Here is a 15728-nt window from a genome sequence, read left to right on the forward strand (position 1 = left end):
AGGTAAATGATGAAACGCCATGTTTTTATGCTCTCTGATGGAACGGGAATCACCGCAGAAACACTTGGGAACAGCTTGATCAGTCAATTTGATAATATTTCGTTCGAACGCCAGACAATTCCCTACATAGATTCGATGGAAAAAGCGGAAAAAGTAGTACAACAGATTAATAAAGCTTACGAGGAACAGGGTAGTAAACCACTAGTGTTTATGACCCTTGTTAACCGAGAAATACGTAGCCATTTTTTTAAAGAAGCTAAAGCCTGTGTTTTTGATTTATTTAACACGTTTATTGCTCCTCTTGAAAATGAGTTGAATGAGAAATCATCTTATACCGTAGGACGAACTCATGGTGTGGTTGACAATCAATTATATTTTCACCGCTTGGAAGCGATAGATTTTGCTCTGTCTCATGATGATGGCGTTAAAACACGAGGTTATGAGAAAGCCGATGTTATTCTCATTGGGGTTTCACGCTGCGGCAAAACGCCAAGTTGCTTGTATATGGCATTGCAGTATGGAATTTTGGCAGCGAACTATCCATTTACCGATGAAGAAATGCTCGGCTTTAAATTGCCTGAGATACTTAAGCCTTATAAGCATAAACTCTTTGGTCTAACTATTGATGTGCCACGCCTACAGCAAATCCGTTCAGAGCGCAGACCTAATAGTAAATATGCCTCTGCGGATCAATGTCGTTTGGAAGTAGCTGAAGTTGAAGCGATGTATCAAAAAGAGAAAATACCTTACATTAACTCAACGAAGTATTCAATTGAGGAAATTTCGACCAAAATACTCGCCTCAGCCGGTTTACAGCGTAAGATTTAAGGCGTGACCAGCATTCACAGAATGAGTAATTCCCTTCAATTTAAACCCTCTCGTCATTGCGAACGAAGTAAAGCAACCCAAGGTTCCGTGCCTCGCAATGACGGGATATAAATTAGCATGAATTAATCTCGTTTGCTTGCAAACGAGATACGTTTCTACCTATAACTTCCACATTGCCATAAAATCTTCAACCTTCATGACGGCTAAAGAATTAGTATCACTCATTGCCTTTGTTATCTGTTCCACACGATCAGCACTAAACTGGGTGCTCAAGTTCTTTTTGAACTTAGATAACAGAACTGGAATACCTTCTTCACGTCGACGCTTGTGGCCAATGGGATATTCAACAGTGATCAATTTACTTTCAGTGCCATCTTTAAACACTAATTTGATGCTGTTGGCAATTGAACGCTTCTCAGGATCATGATACTCGCGTGAAAAACGCTCATTCTCAGTCACATGCATCTTCGCGCGTAACGCATCAATGCGTGGGTCTGCTGCAACATCATCTTCATAATGCTCTGCGGTTAAATCACCAAATAATAGACCTATAGCAACCATGTACTGCAAGCAATGATCACGATCTGCTGGATTATGAAGTGCGCCCTGCTTACTAATAATACGAATCGCTGATTCATGAGTAACTAGTTCAACTCGTGCAATATCATCAAATCGCTCCTTAACCAGAGGATGTAATGCCACCGCACACTCAACTGCTGTTTGTGCATGAAACTCCGCAGGATAAGATAATTTAAACAGCACGTTTTCCATCACATAGCTTCCATAAGGACGCTGGAATTTAAATGGTTTCTTACCAAATAAAACATCGTAAAAGCCCCAGGTAGGTACACTTAAAGCACTGGGATAACCCATTTCACCATGCTTGGCAATTAAAGCCAGTCTCACCGCGCGCGATGTTGCATCTCCTGCTGCCCAAGATTTACGAGAACCCGCATTGGGAGCGTGTCTGTAAGTTCTTAAACTTTGACCGTCAACGAATACCTGAGATAAGGTTCTTAACATCATGTCTCTATCTGCGCCAAATAACAAAGCCGCAACAGCAGCACTGGCAACTTTGACTAAAATGACATGATCTAAACCAACACGGTTAAAGCTGTTTTCAAGAGCCAGACAACCTTGAATTTCATGTGCCTTAATCATTGCAGTAAGAACATCTTGCATTAAAATGGGTGCCTTACCTTGAACGCAATTTTGTCGACACATATAGTCAGCCACAGCAAGAATAGCGCCCAAATTATCCGATGGATGCCCCCATTCTGCCGCTAGCCATGTATCGTTAAAATCCAACCAACGAATCATCGCGCCAATATTAAACGCTGCTTGCACAGGATCCAGTTCATAAGAGGTTCCAGGAACACGTGCGCCCCCCGCTAAAGTAGCACCAGGAACAATTGGTCCCATTAATTTAGTACATTCAGGGAAATTAAGCGCTAAGATGCCACAGCCTAAAGTGTCCATTAAACACAGACGTGCTGTTTCATAAGCGACAACGCTATCAATTTTTTTATCTAACACATAATCAGCAATATCAATAATCACCTGATCGTAATCAGGCTTCACATTATCTTCTACATAACTGCTCATATTAACCTCTAGTATTAATTGCAGGGAATTCTCTAGGCTCTGGACCAGTGTATTTTGATGAAGGGCGGATTAATTTATTATTCGCCCGTTGTTCAAATACATGGGCAGCCCATCCAGTAATACGGGACATCACGAAAATTGGCGTGAATAAGAAGGTCGGAATTCCACAGTAATGGTACGCAGAAGCACTGTAAAAATCGAGATTTGGGAATAATTTCTTCTCTTGCCACATCACTTCTTCGATGCGCTCAGAAACATGGTACAAATCAAGCTGTTTCTTTTCTTCACCCAAACGGAATGACCACTTTTTAATAATATCAGAACGTGGATCACTGGTTGTATAAACTCGATGACCAAAGCCCATAACCAATTCTTTATTTGCCAGCATTTTTTTCAAGCCAGCTTCTGCTTCATCAGGAGTTTTAAAACGTTCGATGACTCCCATTGCAGCTTCATTCGCGCCGCCATGTAAAGGTCCACGTAGAGTACCAATAGCACTAACAATAGCCGAATAAAAATCAGAAAGTGTTGCAGCAGTCACGCGCGCAGCAAAAGTTGACGCATTAAACTCATGTTCCGCATATAAAATCAAGGAAACACCCATCATGTCGGCCTCAAGCTGGCTTGGCTTACGACCATGTAATAAAGCAAGGAAATGCCCGCCAATGGTAGACTCTTCGCTTAACCCTGATATTTCGTTATTTTTAAAATGAACGTTATACCAATAACAGATCATGCCAGGGAATAAAGCCAAAAGGCGATCTGCGATTTGGTGTTCTTCAGAAAAATTATTTTCTGGTTCAATATTCCCCAAGAAAGAACAAGCTGTTCTTAATACATCCATAGGGTGGGCATCTTTAGGAATCATTTTTAATACAGTTTTTAATGCATCAGGCAAAGTGCGTAAACCGATAATTTTCTTCGTATAGGCATCCAACTCGCTCTGCGTTGGCAACTTACCATAGATTAATAAATAAGCAACTTCCTCAAAAGTAGCATGCTCTGCTAAATCATCAATGGAATAACCTCTATAATTCAAACCATTTCCCAGCCCAACTGTTGCAATAGCTGATTCCCCAGCAATAATTCCGGCTAAACCGCCACTTTTAACACTCATTGTCGTCTTCCTCCATCAATTGGTCTAGTTTTTGTTCGTAAAGGTGATAACCAAGAACTCCATATAATTCTTCACGAGTTTGCATTTTGTCCAGCATAGATTGTTGTGTACCCTGCTGGAGAATTGCTTGATAAGTAGTTAAAGCAGCTTGAGACATTGCTCTAAACGCGCTTAATGGATATAGAATTAAAGAAACACCCGCTCCGGCTAACTTGTCACGAGTAAATAATGGGGTCTTACCAAACTCAGTAATATTAGCAAGGATTGGCACATGAACTGCGTTACTAAAGGTTTTATATTCTTCCAAAGTAGTCATTGCTTCAGGGAAAATCATGTCCGCGCCTAATTCAACACAAAGCTGCGCACGCTCAATTGCGGCATTCATGCCTTCAACGGCATAAGAATCTGTTCGCGCCATAATAACAAAATCAGTGTCTTGGCGGGCGTCCACCGCCGCCTTAATGCGGTCCCCCATCTCTTTCATGGAAACAATCGCTTTATTGGGTCGATGCCCACATCGTTTTGCCAGGACCTGATCTTCAATGTGTATTGCGGCAACACCCGTTTTTTCCATCAGCTTAATGGTTCGCGCAATATTAAATGCATGCCCCCATCCTGTATCTACATCAACAAGAAGTGGTAAAGAACAGGCTTCCATAATACGGCGAGCATCTTCAAGCACTTCGACTAAACCGGTCATTCCCAAATCAGGTATTCCATAAGAAGCATTCGCAACGCCAGCACCTGAAAGATAAATCGCCTGTGCGCCTGAAGATTGCGCCAGCATTGCAGAATAGGCATTGATTGTACCGAGCACCTGTAAAGGCTTATTGTCTTGCACTGCCTGTCTGAATGCTTTCCCCATAGAACGAGCCATTAACGATCACTCCTTGATTTTTAAGGAATATCATTATGCGCTCATCGTTGAAGAAATCAAGAGAGATTGAGCCTGCTTATTATTACGGACTTATGGATACCGCGGTAATTTAAGACAATATTTGCGAGCAAATTACAAACCAATTGACCTTAAATCAATCAAAAACATCATGCCACCAAGTTCCCCACTTGCAAAATAGAAGCGTTCTGCACTATATTTATAGTTTAGACTTAGCCTATTTTTTATCGATATATGTTTGAGGATGACCAACAAGCGATGACTCACCACGTCAAGCTCTCGCGTAAACTAATCACTGCACGAAACGACAAGCAAGCTGCTTTTCTTGATTCTATTGATCGTAATGCCATTACCTTCGCAGTAGGCCCTGCAGGAACGGGTAAAACCTATCTTGCCGTATCGAAAGCCATTCAATCCTTTGAAAAAGGTGAAGTGCAACGACTTATTTTTGTAAGACCAGCGGTCGAAGCAGGAGAAAAACTTGGTTTTCTGCCTGGTGATTTAGTAGAAAAAGTACTTCCTTATTTAAGACCTATTTACGATGCATTATATGAAATGATTGGTTTTAAAGAGACGCAAAAGCTCATTCAAAGCGATATCATTGAAGTATTGCCATTGGCTTTTATGCGTGGACGTACATTAAATGAATCGTTCATCATCCTTGATGAAGCCCAAAATACTACTGTGATGCAAATGAAAATGTTTTTAACGCGTATGGGCTTTGGTTCTAAGACAGTGATTACCGGGGACATGACCCAGGTGGATTTGCCTCGAGGTATTGATTCAGGACTCGCCCATGCAGTAGGATTATTCAAAAAAATTCCAGAAATTAGCATTCACACATTCACCAGTCGTGAAGTGGTAAGACATCCTCTGGTATCAAAAATTGTTGATTGCTATGATCGTGACTCAACAGGAAAAACTAAATAATTTATGATGACTTATTACATAGATATTCAAAATGCAACAAATGAGCCTCTGGTAATGGATGAGGGTCAAATAACGCGTTTGGCCTCACTCGCATTGAGGGATTACAAAAAAGAGGCTGAGCTAACCGTTCGCTTTGTTACTTCAGAAGAAATCACTCAGTTAAACCATACGTACAGAAAAAAAGATAAGCCCACAAATGTTCTGTCATTTCCAAGTGAATTACCCCCGGAAATCCAACTGGAATGCCCGCTTTTAGGCGATGTAATTATTTGCCCACAGGTATTACTCGCAGAATGCAAAGAGCTCAATAAAACATTAGATGCTCATTGGAGCTTAATACTGATTCATGGAATACTGCACTTATTAGGCTATGATCATATTAAGGATGATGATGCAAGCGTGATGCAAGCCATTGAAATCAAATTGCTTGCAGAATTAGGTTATACTAATCCTTACGATGCAGAGGGTAATCAACTTGACTAAAGAGGAAGATGGTAATTCGTGGTTTGCGCGCTTAAAACATTTTTTACAAGGTGAACCACAAAATCAAGAAGAGCTAGTTAGTTTATTAAGAGATGCTCAAATTCGCTCCCTTATCAATTCAGAAACGTTAGGGATGATTGAAGGCGCTATTCTTTTCTCGAAAATGCGTGTTCGTGACATCATGTTGCCGAAAAACCAAATGGTTTGCTTCAAACAAGATGATGAATACAACGACATTATTAAAACAGTGACTCAAACGGGGCATTCACGCTTTCCAGTAACTGACGGGAATGGAGAAGAAGTCATCGGTATATTGCATGCCAAAGACTTACTACGCAATCAAGCTGATAACCGCAACTCCTTTGATTTACTTGATATTTGTAGACAAGTCACGTTTGTTCCTGAAAGCAGACGCCTTGATAGTTTGCTTAGTGAATTTCGCAGCAATAAAAATCATATGGCTATTGTAGTTGATGAATACGGAGAGGTTTCCGGATTTGTCACCATTGAAGACATAATTGAACAAATCATTGGTGATATTGAAGATGAATTCGATATCGATGAAGATGCCTACATTAAAACTCATGACAATGGGCACTATATTGTTAAAGCACATACGCCAATTGACGAATTTAATGAACAACTGAACACTAATTTTAGCAATGATACCTATGATACGATTGGTGGAATCGTGATGAACAGTTTTGGTTACTTACCTACACGTGGAGAAACCATAACTATTGGTTCTTTAGAATTTAAAATCATTAATGCAGATGCACGTCGAATTAAGCTTATAGAGTGCATTGAGAAACGCTCTTAAACCAAGGCATATCATGAATGGAAATATACTTGTAATCGATGATGATACGGAATTAACTGATTTGCTGGCCCAATACTTAGAGCCAGAAGGCTATCATGCTATTTGTGCGCATGATGGTGAAAGTGGCGTAAAAAAAGCATTAAATCAACCTTTTGATGCCATTATTCTGGATGTAATGCTCCCGAAGCTAAACGGTTTTGAAGTATTAAAATTGATTCGCGAACATCTTGAAACCCCTGTGCTTATGTTAACCGCACGTGGCGATGACATTGATCGCATCGTAGGCTTGGAAATTGGGGCTGATGACTATTTACCAAAACCATGCAACCCGCGTGAATTGGTTGCCAGGTTACGAGCGATATTAAGACGTACACAAAAAATACCTACCAGCAAACCCATAATTGAGCATCATAATATTGTTGTCGATTGCTCGAAACGTCATGTTACTATGGCTGGACACTATCTTGAATTAACCAATGCGGAATTTAATATTCTCGAAATGTTAATTAAATCACCTGGGCAAGCATTTTCTAAAGAAGAGCTGACAGAATATGCTCTGGGAAGAAAATACACAGCCTATGATCGCAGTATCGATGTGCACATCAGTAATTTAAGAAATAAATTAGGTGATAATCCTGAAGGTGAACCTATAGTAAAAACAGTAAGGGGTTTTGGATATTTATTTAATGCGTAGTTTATACTGGAAAATTTTCATTTCTTTCTGGTTAGCAACCATTCTTATTATTATCACCACAGCTTGGGTTATCAGTCATGTAGCCCAAAAATCTTCTTTACCTGCTCAAGAACAACTTTTTATGGATAGCTATGCAAATGCTGCAGTGGCTACGTTTGAATCTGGTGAACACACTGCCCTGCTAAAATGGCTGAATAAAATTGGCATTTCCCGGCATATGACCATGTTCCTAATTTCGAGTACAGGCGAAATTATCAGTACCGAGGCCCCACCTGACAATGTCAAAGAAGTTGCAGAAAATTTGCTTAAAGATCAATTAAGTGAAGGGATTTTAAAATCTGGAAAACTGATTGTTAGTCATGAAATCTTATCCACCTCAGGTAAATTCTATCGTTTGGCAGCAGTAAGTGAAAAGCCTATTTCTCATTTTGTGGGTATTCCCTGGGCAGGCCTTGCAATACGCCTTATCTTGGCAACATTCATTAGTGGTCTGATTTGCTACTTGCTTTCACGCTACCTCACCCAACCTTTACGCTCATTAGGGATGGCAGCAAAGTCTATTGCCAAAGGTCAGCTAAATACGCGTGTTGGGCAATTACGAGGCCATCATAAAGATGAAATAGCGGAATTAAGTGACGAATTTGATCGCATGGCAGAAAAACTTGAAGCATTAGTTAACTCCAAAGAGCGCTTATTGCAGGATATCTCTCATGAATTAAGATCACCTCTTGCACGCCTGCAAATTGCAATTGAACTAGGACGAAATAAAACCAATCAACTTGCTGAGACTGAATTTAAACGAATGGAACTCGAGTGCTTGCGATTAAATGCGCTAATTACTGAAGTATTAGATTTTGCACGGCTTGATAAATCGACTACTGAGTTGCACCTGTCTCTAGTCGATATGCCGGCTCTATTACAAGGCATTATTGAAGATGCAAATTATGAATGTAATAATGAAACAACACGCGTGCGCGCAGAAACACTAGAACCGTGTCAGTTATTAGTTGATCAACGCTTAATTCATCGCGCCATCGAGAATATCGTGCGTAATGCCTTACATTACTCACCAGACACAGAGCAAATACGCGTATCGCTGCGCTATGGTGAAAGCAAAGAACATATATACATTGAAATTGGTGACAAAGGCCCCGGTGTTCCTGAAGAACAACTCGAAAAAATCTTTAATCCTTTTTATCGTGTCGATACCTCACGGGAGAAAAAAACGGGGGGTTATGGTTTAGGCTTAGCCATCGCATTCCGTGCCATCCAATTACATCAAGGCGGTATTAGCGCTGAAAATAATCCCGATGGTGGCTTATTAGTACGCATAAAACTTAAAATACAATAAAGTATTTAAAGACAAATACTAGCCACACGCAATTAGGCTATACTGCCATTATAAACACTAGATTTTCTTGTCCAATTAAGATACAATATGCAAAACATAGAGCAATTAGAATAATCACCATATGCCGAATACTAAATATTTAGAAAAATCGAGTGGTCCTCTTTTTTTTACCGGCTTTATAGCATCCAAACTTCAGTACGTGCCCTTTGCTGCTGCGGCTGCTACCTTCAGGTTTATTTCATTAGGCCTCTATCTTATCGCATACAGCCTATGGTTTGCTGCAAGCTACAACCAACCTGAGCATGAGCGCGCTGATAAAGCGTGGTATGGTTTTGCTCAAATAAAAGAACAATTTCTTTTTTCATCATTAACAGGATTCATCGCAACCGCTGTTAGTGTTGCTGCTATTTTTATGCCAGCCCTATTTCCGCCAGCAGCCTGGCTTTTTGTACTTGGCAATGCCTTTTGGACTATAGGCGAATACCATAAACTAAATAATCCACCTAAAGATCAAGATTTTTCTTATTCACAACAAGAAGCGTATACATCCTACGCATTATCTACATCAATTATCAGTGTAGTCAGTGCCATCTCAGCTACAATAATGTTTGTATTTCCACCAATTACTATGCCTCTTTCTATATTCACCATCCTTGTTTGCGCAGGTTTCGGCGTTTTAGCTTGTGAGTATTTATTAGACTATAATTTTGGCGATCATCCCACAACCTTTACCTCTTCAGCGGATGTAATGGAAAAAGGTCTAGGAGCCGGTGTATCACCCCAAAATGACCACACAAATACTTCTGAACCAGTACATACGGAGCAATTCTTCCAAAAGCCATCACCCCCTGTAGTGCCAGAGAATCCCAATCCACTAGTAGTCGATGTCGATAATTACGATTCGAATAATCTAGCCATAAAATAACTTCTGCTCTATAATCTAGCCTTTTCAATTTTGTTTAGGCTAGAGATATAATGGACCCAGTAATTGCGAAAATGATTTCCAAGGCACATGATGTGCTTGCGCATTCGTATGCGCCCTACTCTAAATTTACAGTTGCATGCTGTATTCGTACTGAAAATGATAACTTTTACACAGGTACCAACGTTGAAAATGGTTCCTACGGGTTAACTGTCTGTGCGGAGACATCCGCGATTTCATCGATGGTTACAGCCGGCGAGTTGCATATTAAAAGTATGGTCGTACTTGCTGGGACAAATACATTATGTTCTCCTTGTGGCGCATGCCGACAAAGAATTCATGAGTTTTCAACTCCGGATACTATGATACATCTCTGTACTAAAGATTCAATCATTCGTAGTATCACCATTAAAGAACTCTTGCCATTAGCTTTTGATTTTAACCCTTAACAGGATAATTTGTATGATGAACACTGCAGCAAAGCAGAGCTATCCCCATTTAGCAGCGGACTACATTAAAAATTTGCACCCCTCATTTACGCCAACCGTTGCTGTTGTTTTAGGCTCTGGTTTAGGCCAGTTTGCTGATGAATTACAAGACTCAGTTCGAATCAGCTTTAACGATCTACCTGGTTTCCCTAAGATTACTGTACATGGTCATGGCGGAAATTTAATTCTGGGCTATTGGAATGGCGTTGGCGTTGTTTGTTTGCAAGGCAGAGCTCATACCTATGAGGGTTTAGAGAATTATGAAACAGTAAAAACCTATGTCAGAACCTTAAAACTCTTAGGCTGTAAGTATTTTATTGCAACAAATGCTTCCGGCTCCTTAAGAGAAGATGTAGGACCGGGTGAGTTAATGCTTATTCACGATCACATCAACTTACAACCACACAATCCTTTAATTGGCCCAAATGATGATGAGTTTGGGCCTCGATTCTACCCACTCGACAATGCTTATGATAAAACCATGCGCCAAGACTTACTTGCTATCGCGCAAAAACAATCAATTAAGCTTGCTCAAGGCGTTTATATTTCAGTATTAGGGCCACACTATGAGACAACAGCCGAAATTAAAGCCTTTAAAATTTGGGGGGCTGATGCTGTAGGAATGTCTACAGTGCCTGAAGTATTGGTAGCGAATCATTGTGGCATGCAGGTAGCAGTTATTGCGACCATTACGAATTATGCTACAGGGTTAACTCAAACCGCTCACAGTCATGATGCGGTTGTTGAAATGGCGGCTAATGCTGCAAAACAGCTTAATAAACTGATTAAAGAATACATTGCAGGACTTAAGTGATTTTAGAATCATCATTAAATGAGGTTATCGAGTTATTACTTAGCGTCCAAGGTCAGCCTATAATTAGCGCTGAGCGATTAATTCACTCTCTTGATCTCACCTTATTGGATGAGGAGGCCTCAACTGCCTCCTTATCTCAATTAAAGCACAATGCCTGCGAAAGCCTGGTTGCAGCAGTGTGTGTCTACAGCAAACATCTGCCACTATTCCAGCAGCTTGGTGCAGTTGAGTTAGCCACCGTAGTTAATTTTCCAGTGGGTAACCAAAAACTTAATCTGACTTTAGAATCAATTCATGCAGCAATAGAACTTAATGTTACGGAAATAGATTACGTACTTCCCTATCAATTGTATTTGGAAGGTAGAAAGAATGAGGCATTAACCCAATGTCAGGCTGTTATCGATCTGTGCAAGCAAGAAAATCGCACCTTAAAAATAATACTGGAAACAGGGGCTTTTTCTGAGCTTAAACATGTTTATGAAGTGAGTAATCAGTTAATTGAGCTTGGTTGTAATTTTATAAAAACATCTACAGGAAAAATACCCCAAGGAGCCTCGTTACCTGGAGTATTTACAATGCTAACGGCGATAAAAGATTCAAGCTCGCAATGCGGTATTAAAATATCTGGTGGTGTTAAAACGCCAACTCAAGCAGCCAATTATGCGAAATTAGCAGAATTGGTATTAGGAAAGCCGATTGATAAAAGTTGGTTTCGTATTGGTGCAAGTAGTTTATTAGCGGAATTAAAAGCTACGCTATTTCCTGTCTTTTAATAGCAATAAACTGCTAAATTCGCTAGAATGCCCAAGCAATCGATGAGCAATTATTGGAGTTTATTTACCATGAAAAACAAGTCCGTATTTAAATTCATTTTAGTGTCCTTTTTAGGACTGACTTTAAGCAGTTGTAAAACCACTCCTCCCGGAGAATATGATGCCAATGAAGTAGGAAAAATTAAGAAGGTTATTCCAGGTACCGTTATTTCCAAACGTACCGTTAATTTGCACCGAAGCAGCACTGCAAAAAATACATCAAGCGGTGACTTTGTTGATAATGGATACAACCAAACACGTGGGGTTGAATACGTTATTAAATTAACGTCTGGTGGTATTATTTCTGTTGTTCAATCTGAAGATCTTAAATTAAAAAATAAGCAAAAGATTTTGGTAATTTATGGCAAACACACTCGTGTAGTTGCTGATAATGGTAGTGAAACGTTTTAATGTCTAATTTCAGAGAATCCTGTGCGATGCTCGGGATAACATGCCTTGGTTCAGTAGCCAAGGCATTTATCGTGAGATTCCAAGTCTAAATCATGCAAGGACTTATTTTGGATATAATTAGTAATTCAGGTAAGAGTTTGTTTATTTTTTTCGCAATGAAAAGCGCGCTCTAACAGATTTAAATAGCCTAAATATAATTCAGCCTCAATATCAAGGCCAGCTTGATTCTGATTATCCATAGCACGTTCAAGCCAAGTTAGTAATAGGTCATGGTAAATAAATACTCAAAAAAAGAAAGCATCCTACCATGTGGACTATGTTCTATTGATTAAGCGTTCAACACAAAGTACCTTACTAGACATAACTGCAGTATTATTGAGCAATTGCCACTGCAAGCCACATGAGTGCACCATAATAAACACTTATGATAAATGCTCTAAAACATTGCTCTCGTTCGCGTTTACTGATTAACTTCTGCTGGTACAGCAAAACCATACCCGCGGCAAACCAAAGGCCATAAAAAACGATGCTGTCTAGTTTGTTACTTAATGCCCAATAAAGCCATAGGCCATGTAATAAGCATTGCAATAAACCAATAATAAAACGATCATAGCTGGCAAAATAAATGGCAGTAGATTTTACACCTATACGTAAATCATCTTCCTTATCAGTCATTGCATACATCGTGTCATAAGCCACAATCCAGGCAAAGTTCAGTAGAAATAATAAAGTACATTCAGTATTTACAGGTACATTAGACGCCACATAAGCCATGGGAATCCCCATAGAAAAGGCCAAGCCCAAAATGAACTGAGGAGCACTTAAAAATCGTTTACAAAACGGATAAAGAATTGAAATGAATAAGGCGATCACTCCTAAATACCAACAATCCCAAGGTAAACAAAGTAATATGAACAATGCAGCAAGCAGTAAAATAAATAATACGCCCAGAGCCTCTTTTAGACTAATTTCCCCTGAGGTTAATGGACGTAATTTGGTTCGTGCTACATATTTATCAAAATTACGATCCGCAATATCATTAACCACGCAACCTGCTGCACGCATTAATAATGTGCCGCTTAAAAATAAAACAAATAATTTAAACGAGGGAATCCCTTTATTTGCCAACCATAAGGCCCAAGCAGTAGGAAACCAAAGTAATAAAATTCCTACCGGTTTATCAAAGCGCATAAGGCGCCAGTACGCAGTCCACTTCATGGAGTAATTTCTCCTAACTCAGGAAACATAATTTCTACTAAATAAAACGATTCTTTTTCCATAAATAAAAATTCGGCAATACGAACCCAAAGTACATCTCGAATCGTTGGAATATATTTTTTCACCCAATAAAACTCGACACATTGATCATCTACAGGATAATTAATGGAATTAACACGCTTCACCTGCTCCATATCAAAAATCAGGTTCTTAACTGACTCTTTGCGCAGGCGACCAAAGAATTCCGTGTCTAAATCATAACAACGCTGCGGGATAATCGTCCGTGCATACCAATAAGGGACATCATGACTTTTCATGAGAATTTCACGTTGAAAAACAGAAAGATCACACACATCAAGCAAACTTTTAGACCAAAAATCGGTTCTAACCCACTGTTGGGATAAGAGCTCAACCTGAGCATCTCCTTGCGTATCAAATAATTTATCAGTTAATGATTGTTTATAGTTCACCCACTCTAAAAACCTTCTAGAGCTCTCGGCTTTTAGTGAAAAAATAAGACGTGTATTAATTGGCATGAATTTCAGATCGACGATAAAAGTGATTCGCCACCATCTTACAAAATTAATGATTTAGCGACAAGTTATTGATTTCTCTTATTCACCTCTAAGCTGCTACTCATTTTTTTTGTCTAAGACCTTTTTCGGTGAAATGCTTCTCAAAAAAGATCATGCAGCGTAAAATATGACCAATGCTATAGCATAAAGACAGACCATGCCCGAAATTATTAATCCGAAAACTCTTTCCCTAGAGAATTCCAAAAAACTTTACGCTTTTTTTGATGAGCAATTTAAAAAAGGCATTCATGTTTGGTCAGACCGAGACATTTACTCTTTTGCTGATGGTAGTTGTTTTACATTTTCATCTAAAGTAATTATGCGTATGCCTAAAAACAAGGGGTTAACTTTAGAACTCAAATGAACAAGACTCCGAGAATAACGCTATTCTTACTAGGTATCATCCTCAATCGATGCTGCGAATAGAAGCGATTTTGGCTCGGGTAATGTAGCAAACAAACTCGGCCAGTTGGCTACGAAACTTGAAGACAGGATGAATCAGTTAAAATATATGTCTCTCACGGCTTACAACAAATGTGTTGAGCAGATTGCCAAACCTTAATCAATACCAGTAAAGAAGATTTCACACATCATAGAAATATTAACTATATTTTAGCAAATGTTGCTTTGGCAATTGCCGGACTGGGAGGGGTATATCTGGCTGCATGCGTTGTTAATCTGGCTGTTACCAAAGGTAATAACTTTTTCTTCTTTAAAGAAACAAAAAACAGTTCTTTGGTTAGAACTATAGAAGAAAATCTGAGTGAAATGGGGCAATTAATGCAGCAGAAGCAATCCCCCTTTTATCAATGCAATTGAGTAACACAGCAATGTGGTTTTAAATTAGTACCTTATTCTCCCCAGGCGATTTAAAATAATCTCTACGCGCTCATCTTTATCCCTACTCGCCAGGATAAAGCGACCGTTACACATCGCATTTGCCGGATTATTAGAAAAAATAATTTTGTTTCCAGGGCGTACACCAGCCCAGGACAACTGCCAACGCGGATGATGCCATTGCCATTGATAAAGCGTTTCTATTTTATTCGTCTTTTTATTTTTAGTACTCAACCGCAACCCGTTAGCCCAATTTAAGGAATCATCTATAGGGGTAAGAAAAACAGTGCTATTTAAAATAAGTGCTTGTGCTTTTGCATACTGCACTGAATTCTTTAGCTCATCAACGAGTGTTTGCCGTTCGTTTTTACTTAAAAAAGAGGAGTAAGATGCGACTGCAACCAAGGATAAGCTAAGTAATAACATCATGGTGACTAGTAATTCAACTAGTGTAAATCCCTTTATTTTCATAAGAAAAAAATTTAGGACACCAACTGTTTAATTTCATTAAGAACCTTAAAAACAGTTCTTTTCTCTCGGGGGTTTTTGAGCAAATAATCCAGATCAAAGGTATTAAAAACAGAGGAGCGCTCCTTAGCAGACAATTGTTCCTGGCTTAAACCAAAGGCCAATATTGCAAAAGGCCTTAAGTTTGTATCCCGTTGCTGGCGTTCATCTTTTTGAGCAGAAATAACCGTAAACTCAGCATCATTCAAATTCAGATAGCCCATCATTTGTTGTAACAGGGATTGCGCTTTCGTACTCAGTGTTGATGAAACAAATACGGCCAGTTTAACAGCATTAGATATCTCTTGAGGTTGCTCTTGCGCCTCTCTCTTAATCCAAGGCCTAATTCCTATTTGATTTAGATAGTAAAGCGTCAGATTACTGTACATAAATTAGGCTCGGACAAAAAATTCAGTATATC

At 39.4% G+C, this 15728-nt stretch carries 19 protein-coding genes; 12 read left to right on the forward strand and 7 right to left on the reverse strand.

All coding sequences use genetic code 11. The annotated features are described in order from the left end of the window. Window positions 1-9 precede the first annotated feature (9 nt). Entirely contained in the window at window positions 10-828 is an 819-nt protein-coding gene (ppsR, locus tag ACQY7T_RS11865; RefSeq protein WP_428413771.1) for a posphoenolpyruvate synthetase regulatory kinase/phosphorylase PpsR, read from the forward strand. 159 nt (window positions 829-987) lie between these two features. Here the strand turns inward: ppsR and ACQY7T_RS11870 are convergent, their stop codons facing one another. Genes ACQY7T_RS11870 through prpB form a run of 3 tightly spaced genes read right to left on the reverse strand, consistent with a single transcriptional unit; the run spans window position 988 to window position 4427 of the window. Continuing rightward, window positions 988-2433: a bifunctional 2-methylcitrate dehydratase/aconitate hydratase gene (locus ACQY7T_RS11870; RefSeq protein WP_428413691.1), complete on the reverse strand. Its 1446-nt coding sequence runs from the start codon at window positions 2431-2433 to the stop codon at window positions 988-990. Between the two features lies 1 nt (window position 2434). Then, window positions 2435-3550: a bifunctional 2-methylcitrate synthase/citrate synthase gene (prpC, locus tag ACQY7T_RS11875; RefSeq protein WP_428413693.1), complete on the reverse strand. Its 1116-nt coding sequence runs from the start codon at window positions 3548-3550 to the stop codon at window positions 2435-2437. Continuing rightward, window positions 3540-4427: a methylisocitrate lyase gene (prpB, locus tag ACQY7T_RS11880; protein ID WP_428413694.1), complete on the reverse strand. Its 888-nt coding sequence runs from the start codon at window positions 4425-4427 to the stop codon at window positions 3540-3542. Before prpB ends, prpC begins: the two co-directional genes overlap by 11 nt. 252 nt (window positions 4428-4679) lie before the next feature. On the opposite strand from prpB, the gene ACQY7T_RS11885 reads away from it, so the two are divergent. The 10 genes from ACQY7T_RS11885 (at window position 4680) to ACQY7T_RS11930 (ending at window position 12170) form a co-directional block, all read left to right on the forward strand. Continuing rightward, a complete protein-coding gene (locus tag ACQY7T_RS11885) occupies window positions 4680-5375 on the forward strand; it encodes a PhoH family protein (RefSeq protein ID WP_428413696.1) in 696 nt (231 codons plus the stop codon). Between the two features lie 6 nt (window positions 5376-5381). Next, window positions 5382-5858 (forward strand): rRNA maturation RNase YbeY, encoded by a 477-nt coding sequence (gene ybeY / locus ACQY7T_RS11890; RefSeq protein WP_428413772.1) that lies wholly within the window; start codon window positions 5382-5384, stop codon window positions 5856-5858. After that, window positions 5833-6678 (forward strand): HlyC/CorC family transporter, encoded by an 846-nt coding sequence (locus ACQY7T_RS11895; protein WP_428413698.1) that lies wholly within the window; start codon window positions 5833-5835, stop codon window positions 6676-6678. The genes ybeY and ACQY7T_RS11895 overlap by 26 nt, the downstream gene beginning before the upstream one ends. A 13-nt stretch (window positions 6679-6691) precedes the next feature. Then, a complete protein-coding gene (gene cpxR / locus ACQY7T_RS11900) occupies window positions 6692-7372 on the forward strand; it encodes a two-component system response regulator CpxR (protein ID WP_428413699.1) in 681 nt (226 codons plus the stop codon). Then, window positions 7365-8723: a two-component system sensor histidine kinase CpxA gene (gene cpxA, locus ACQY7T_RS11905; RefSeq protein WP_428413701.1), complete on the forward strand. Its 1359-nt coding sequence runs from the start codon at window positions 7365-7367 to the stop codon at window positions 8721-8723. Before cpxR ends, cpxA begins: the two co-directional genes overlap by 8 nt. A gap of 121 nt (window positions 8724-8844) precedes the next feature. Beyond that, the gene (locus ACQY7T_RS11910) at window positions 8845-9648 is read left to right on the forward strand and encodes a hypothetical protein (protein WP_428413703.1); all 804 of its coding nucleotides are present in this window, start codon (window positions 8845-8847) and stop codon (window positions 9646-9648) included. Between the two features lie 50 nt (window positions 9649-9698). Continuing rightward, a complete protein-coding gene (cdd, locus tag ACQY7T_RS11915) occupies window positions 9699-10094 on the forward strand; it encodes a cytidine deaminase (protein ID WP_428413705.1) in 396 nt (131 codons plus the stop codon). Window positions 10095-10107: 13 nt separating this feature from the next. After that, entirely contained in the window at window positions 10108-10947 is an 840-nt protein-coding gene (locus ACQY7T_RS11920; RefSeq protein WP_428413707.1) for a purine-nucleoside phosphorylase, read from the forward strand. Continuing rightward, a complete protein-coding gene (deoC, locus tag ACQY7T_RS11925) occupies window positions 10944-11720 on the forward strand; it encodes a deoxyribose-phosphate aldolase (protein WP_428413708.1) in 777 nt (258 codons plus the stop codon). The genes ACQY7T_RS11920 and deoC overlap by 4 nt, the downstream gene beginning before the upstream one ends. Window positions 11721-11789: 69 nt before the next feature. Then, window positions 11790-12170, forward strand: a complete 381-nt coding sequence (locus tag ACQY7T_RS11930) for a hypothetical protein (RefSeq protein WP_428413710.1) — start codon at window positions 11790-11792, stop codon at window positions 12168-12170. 372 nt (window positions 12171-12542) lie between these two features. Here ACQY7T_RS11930 and ubiA read toward each other — a convergent pair whose 3' ends face one another. Both ubiA and ACQY7T_RS11940 read right to left on the reverse strand, forming a co-directional pair. Next, complete coding sequence (gene ubiA, locus ACQY7T_RS11935) at window positions 12543-13388, reverse strand: 4-hydroxybenzoate octaprenyltransferase (protein ID WP_428413712.1); 846 nt, start codon at window positions 13386-13388, stop codon at window positions 12543-12545. Continuing rightward, on the reverse strand, window positions 13385-13858 hold the full coding sequence (locus tag ACQY7T_RS11940) for a chorismate--pyruvate lyase family protein (RefSeq protein ID WP_428413714.1): 474 nt from the start codon (window positions 13856-13858) through the stop codon (window positions 13385-13387). The genes ubiA and ACQY7T_RS11940 overlap by 4 nt, the downstream gene beginning before the upstream one ends. Window positions 13859-14120: 262 nt before the next feature. Here ACQY7T_RS11940 and ACQY7T_RS11945 point away from each other — a divergent pair, with 262 nt between their 5' ends. Continuing rightward, on the forward strand, window positions 14121-14327 hold the full coding sequence (locus tag ACQY7T_RS11945; protein ID WP_428413716.1) for a hypothetical protein: 207 nt from the start codon (window positions 14121-14123) through the stop codon (window positions 14325-14327). Window positions 14328-14806: 479 nt separating this feature from the next. Here the strand turns inward: ACQY7T_RS11945 and ACQY7T_RS11950 are convergent, their stop codons facing one another. Continuing rightward, the gene (locus ACQY7T_RS11950; protein ID WP_428413718.1) at window positions 14807-15271 is read right to left on the reverse strand and encodes a GspH/FimT family pseudopilin; all 465 of its coding nucleotides are present in this window, start codon (window positions 15269-15271) and stop codon (window positions 14807-14809) included. An 11-nt stretch (window positions 15272-15282) separates the two neighbouring features. Further along, window positions 15283-15696 (reverse strand): DNA polymerase III subunit psi, encoded by a 414-nt coding sequence (locus tag ACQY7T_RS11955; protein WP_428413720.1) that lies wholly within the window; start codon window positions 15694-15696, stop codon window positions 15283-15285. Window positions 15697-15728: the final 32 nt, after the last annotated feature.

It is taken from the genome of Legionella sp., assembly GCF_965140895.1.
GTDB lineage: Bacteria > Pseudomonadota > Gammaproteobacteria > Legionellales > Legionellaceae > Legionella.

Coding starts and splice junctions, on each gene's coding strand:
- ppsR (WP_428413771.1), top strand. CDS start 10: ATGAAACGCCATGTTTTTATGCTCTCTGATGGAACGGGAATCACCGCA.
- ACQY7T_RS11870 (WP_428413691.1), bottom strand. CDS start 2,433: ATGAGCAGTTATGTAGAAGATAATGTGAAGCCTGATTACGATCAGGTG.
- prpC (WP_428413693.1), bottom strand. CDS start 3,550: ATGAGTGTTAAAAGTGGCGGTTTAGCCGGAATTATTGCTGGGGAATCA.
- prpB (WP_428413694.1), bottom strand. CDS start 4,427: ATGGCTCGTTCTATGGGGAAAGCATTCAGACAGGCAGTGCAAGACAAT.
- ACQY7T_RS11885 (WP_428413696.1), top strand. CDS start 4,680: ATGTTTGAGGATGACCAACAAGCGATGACTCACCACGTCAAGCTCTCG.
- ybeY (WP_428413772.1), top strand. CDS start 5,382: ATGACTTATTACATAGATATTCAAAATGCAACAAATGAGCCTCTGGTA.
- ACQY7T_RS11895 (WP_428413698.1), top strand. CDS start 5,833: ATGCAGAGGGTAATCAACTTGACTAAAGAGGAAGATGGTAATTCGTGG.
- cpxR (WP_428413699.1), top strand. CDS start 6,692: ATGAATGGAAATATACTTGTAATCGATGATGATACGGAATTAACTGAT.
- cpxA (WP_428413701.1), top strand. CDS start 7,365: ATGCGTAGTTTATACTGGAAAATTTTCATTTCTTTCTGGTTAGCAACC.
- ACQY7T_RS11910 (WP_428413703.1), top strand. CDS start 8,845: ATGCCGAATACTAAATATTTAGAAAAATCGAGTGGTCCTCTTTTTTTT.
- cdd (WP_428413705.1), top strand. CDS start 9,699: ATGGACCCAGTAATTGCGAAAATGATTTCCAAGGCACATGATGTGCTT.
- ACQY7T_RS11920 (WP_428413707.1), top strand. CDS start 10,108: ATGATGAACACTGCAGCAAAGCAGAGCTATCCCCATTTAGCAGCGGAC.
- ACQY7T_RS11930 (WP_428413710.1), top strand. CDS start 11,790: ATGAAAAACAAGTCCGTATTTAAATTCATTTTAGTGTCCTTTTTAGGA.
- ubiA (WP_428413712.1), bottom strand. CDS start 13,388: ATGAAGTGGACTGCGTACTGGCGCCTTATGCGCTTTGATAAACCGGTA.
- ACQY7T_RS11945 (WP_428413716.1), top strand. CDS start 14,121: ATGCCCGAAATTATTAATCCGAAAACTCTTTCCCTAGAGAATTCCAAA.
- ACQY7T_RS11950 (WP_428413718.1), bottom strand. CDS start 15,271: ATGAAAATAAAGGGATTTACACTAGTTGAATTACTAGTCACCATGATG.
- ACQY7T_RS11955 (WP_428413720.1), bottom strand. CDS start 15,696: ATGTACAGTAATCTGACGCTTTACTATCTAAATCAAATAGGAATTAGG.